1 protein-coding gene is annotated in these 3,597 nt (G+C 54.8%); it reads right to left on the bottom strand.

Annotated elements, in window-relative coordinates; translation table 11 throughout:
- Positions 1–3,597: non-ribosomal peptide synthetase (locus tag HFE01_RS26215; protein ID WP_167442890.1), on the bottom strand; the 3,597-nt coding region annotated here is incomplete at both ends.

Below are 3,597 nucleotides of genomic sequence, written 5' to 3'. Positions count from 1 at the left end.
CGTGATTCCACTGTTTTGCAGATCCTGATCCACCTGCCCCAAATAGTTAAAGCTGATTTCCGGTTCTGCAATCGCACACGATTCACCTGATCCGAACGTAGGGGACAAGTAGCGCCAAGTTCCATAGGTCAGCCCTTTATGCGGAATCCGGCGCAAGCCTTCCTTCGTTTCTTTAATCCGCTGAGCCAGTGTCATTTCCTTGCCGGTCTCCAGCAGCACTGGATACAAGCTCGTAAACCAGCCTACGGTACGTGTAATATTCACCTCTGGCAGGATCGCTTCCCGGCCATGGCCCTCCAGGTTCACCAGCACCTGGCCTGCACCTGTCCAGTGGTGCACCGCCAGTCCCAGCGCGGTCAGCAGCAAATCATTGACCTCGGTGTTATAGGCGCGATGGGCCTGCTTTAACAGCTGCTGCGTTTCAGCTTCGGTCCACTCTACCGTCAGCACTTCGCTGTCTGCGTTTAAGGAGCCCTCGTAGGCAAAATCCTTAGGCAGCGGAGCAATCGCAGCTTTGGCTTGCTCTACCTGCTTCCAATACGACGCATCCGAGGCAGCCTCAGGACGATTGGCGTAAGAAGATAACTCCTGTGCCCAAGTTTGGAAGGAATCTGTTTTATAAGGCAATCGTACAGGTTCACCCTTGCTCGCCTGCTCGTAGCCTGTCGAGAAATCTTCGAACAGAATCCGCCACGACACTCCGTCCACCACCAAGTGGTGAATGGCGATCAGCAGATGGTCGCCTTCGGCTGTACGGAACCATCCCAGCTTCACCAACGGTCCTGCGGACAGGTCCATGCTGCTTTGAATTTCCGTTGCCTTCGCTTCCAGCGCTTCCGCATAGTTTTCCTGTTTACGGTAGTCCACTGTTTCCAGCGTATACAGCGTGCCTTCCTCTACAGCCCGTGTCCAAGCCGTATAACCAGCGGAAGTCTGACGGAAGACCGCACGCAGCGCATCATGATGCTTCACGAGGTGATCCATAGCCTTCCGAACCGCCGTCTCCTCAAAGCCCTCAGCGCGATAGAGCAGGACCGCTTGATTAAAGTGCTGTGGACGCTCGCGCTCCTGCGCAAAGAACCAATGCTGGATCGGAAGTAGCGCCGTTTCCCCGCTCACTTCTTCTTGATCTGCTATACGACGGACCTCATGCATATGCGGTGCCAGGGCTGCAACTGTCGGATATTGGAACAAATCCTTCATGTCCAGCTTATAGCCGGCCTGGAACGCACGGGATGCGATTTGGATGGCTTTGATCGAATCGCCGCCCAGATCAAAGAAATTGTCCAAAATACCGACCGTCTGTAGTCCCAGTACCGACTGCCAGACTGCGACCAAAGCGCGTTCTTGCACCGTACGCGGCTCTGCATAATCGGCTCCGGTTTGCAGGCTGCCTTCCGGTGCCGGCAAGGCCTTGCGGTCGATTTTGCCGTTGGGACTTAGCGGCATTTGCTCCAGCTGTACAAAGTACGATGGCACCATGTAGCTTGGCAGCTCTTGGCCCAGCTCACTTCTCAGCTCGCTCGCTCCTAGCTCTTGCCCCGCAACATAGTAGGCGACCATTTGTTTTTGGCCCGTTTCATCCGTACGAGCCATCACCACCGCTTCTCGTACCGATTCCACTTGGAGCAGCTGCGTTTCGACCTCGCCCAGTTCAATCCGGTACCCCCGGATTTTCACCTGATGGTCGATCCGGCCCAGATACTCAATGTTGCCGTCCGGCATCCATCTCGCCAAATCGCCGGTGCGATACATCCGTTCGTATCCTGGTTCACCACCCGAAAACGGATCGGCTACGAATTTCTCGGCCGTCAGCTCCGGACGGTTCAGGTAACCGCGGGCTACGCCGACACCGCCGATGCATAGCTCCCCTGCAACTCCAATCGGCTGCAATTGCTCCGTACCTTCCTTCACAATGTACAGACGGATATTTTGAATCGGTTTCCCGATCGGAATCACTGCATATTCCTCATCCGGCTCGCAATCAAAGTACGATACGTCCACCGTTGCTTCCGTTGGGCCATACAGGTTGACTAGCTTCGCTCCGGCCAGGCTCGACACGAGCCGCTGGAACCGGGCCACATGCTGTGGCGGCAACGCTTCACCACTAGCAAAGACATGGCGCAGCGTGCCCAGCTTCGCCTGCATCACTTCCCGCGGCTGCTGCTCCACATACTCCAGGAATGCATGCAGCATGGCGGGCACAAAGTGCATCGTGCTCACACCATCACGGGCAATCGTGTCCACGATGTCTTCTGGGTTCTTTTCCCCGCCCACGGACAACAGGCTTACCTTCGAGCCGACCATTGACCACCAGAACAGCTCCCACACCGACACGTCGAAGGTGAAGGCGGTCTTTTGCAGAATCGTATCTTCCGCACTCAAGCCGTACCGATTATGCATCCACAAAATTCGGTTCAGCACGGAATGGTGCTCCACCATCACGCCCTTCGGTTTTCCCGTGGAGCCAGAGGTATAGATGACGTACGCAACATGATGCGGCCCGGCCAGGGGCTCCAGATTCGAGCCATCTTCGTAATAAATGTGCTTGCCATCTTGCTCCTGACGATCCAGCACCAGCACCTGGCCATCAAAACTCAGCGACGCTTGCTCCGCCAGATGCGATTGCGTCAGCACCAGCTTCGCGCCCGAATCCTCCAGCATAAAGCGGATACGATCGGCCGGATATTCCGGATCGATCGGCACGTAAGCTCCGCCTGCCTTGAGGATCGCGTAGATGCCTACGATCATGTCTAGAGAACGGTGGACCAGAATACCCACGGGCTGATCCGGTTCAACCCCTTCCGCACGCAGCGTCCGCGCTAAACGGTTGGCTCGTTCGTTCAGCTCATGGTAGGTCAACATCTCCGACCCGAATATCACCGCTGCCTGATCAGGTGTATTCGCTACCTGCTGCTCAAACAGACTGCTTAGCGTTTGATCCTGCGGATAGGCTGCCGCCGTATCGCCCCACACCTGAACGATCTGTGCCTGCTCTTCCGGTGTCACCAATGCCAGCTCATTCACACGGATATGCGGGTTGTCTACGATTTGTCCGATGACGTGGTTGATATGACCATAGATACGCTCCATTGCAGACCGGTTATACACCAGCGCATTGTACTCAAGTAGGATAGAGATATCCTCATCAGGCACGACAATCAGGTTAAAATCGTAGTTGGTTTGCTCTGTAAGTTCCACATTGGCAATAGAGAAGCCTGTGTGTGCGTCCGCTTCGCCGGAACCGCCCATCTGCTTCATCTGCTGCCCGATGGGATAGTTTTCAAAGACCATGATGTGATTGATCAGGTCTTGTTTTTGTTCAGTCCGTGCCTGAATGTCGTAGAGCGGGAACGTGTCATAGACACTGGAGGCCAAAGCCTGTTCCTGCGTACGCTGCAATACGTCAGCAAATGTAGCATCCGGTGCACTGCATATGCGTACCGGAATCGTGTTGATAAACAAACCGATCATGCTTTCCACACCTGGAATTTCTGCCGGACGACCAGATACCACACTACCAAACACGACATCCTGATGATTATTGTATTTCTGTAAAATAACGCCCCAAACGCTTTGCAGCAATGTGTTAATCGT

This window comes from Paenibacillus sp. EKM10P (assembly GCF_011800655.1).
Classification (GTDB): Bacteria; Bacillota; Bacilli; order Paenibacillales; family Paenibacillaceae; genus Paenibacillus; species Paenibacillus polymyxa.
Note: the sequence above shows the minus strand (reverse complement) of the source record. Positions and strands in the feature narration are given on the sequence as shown.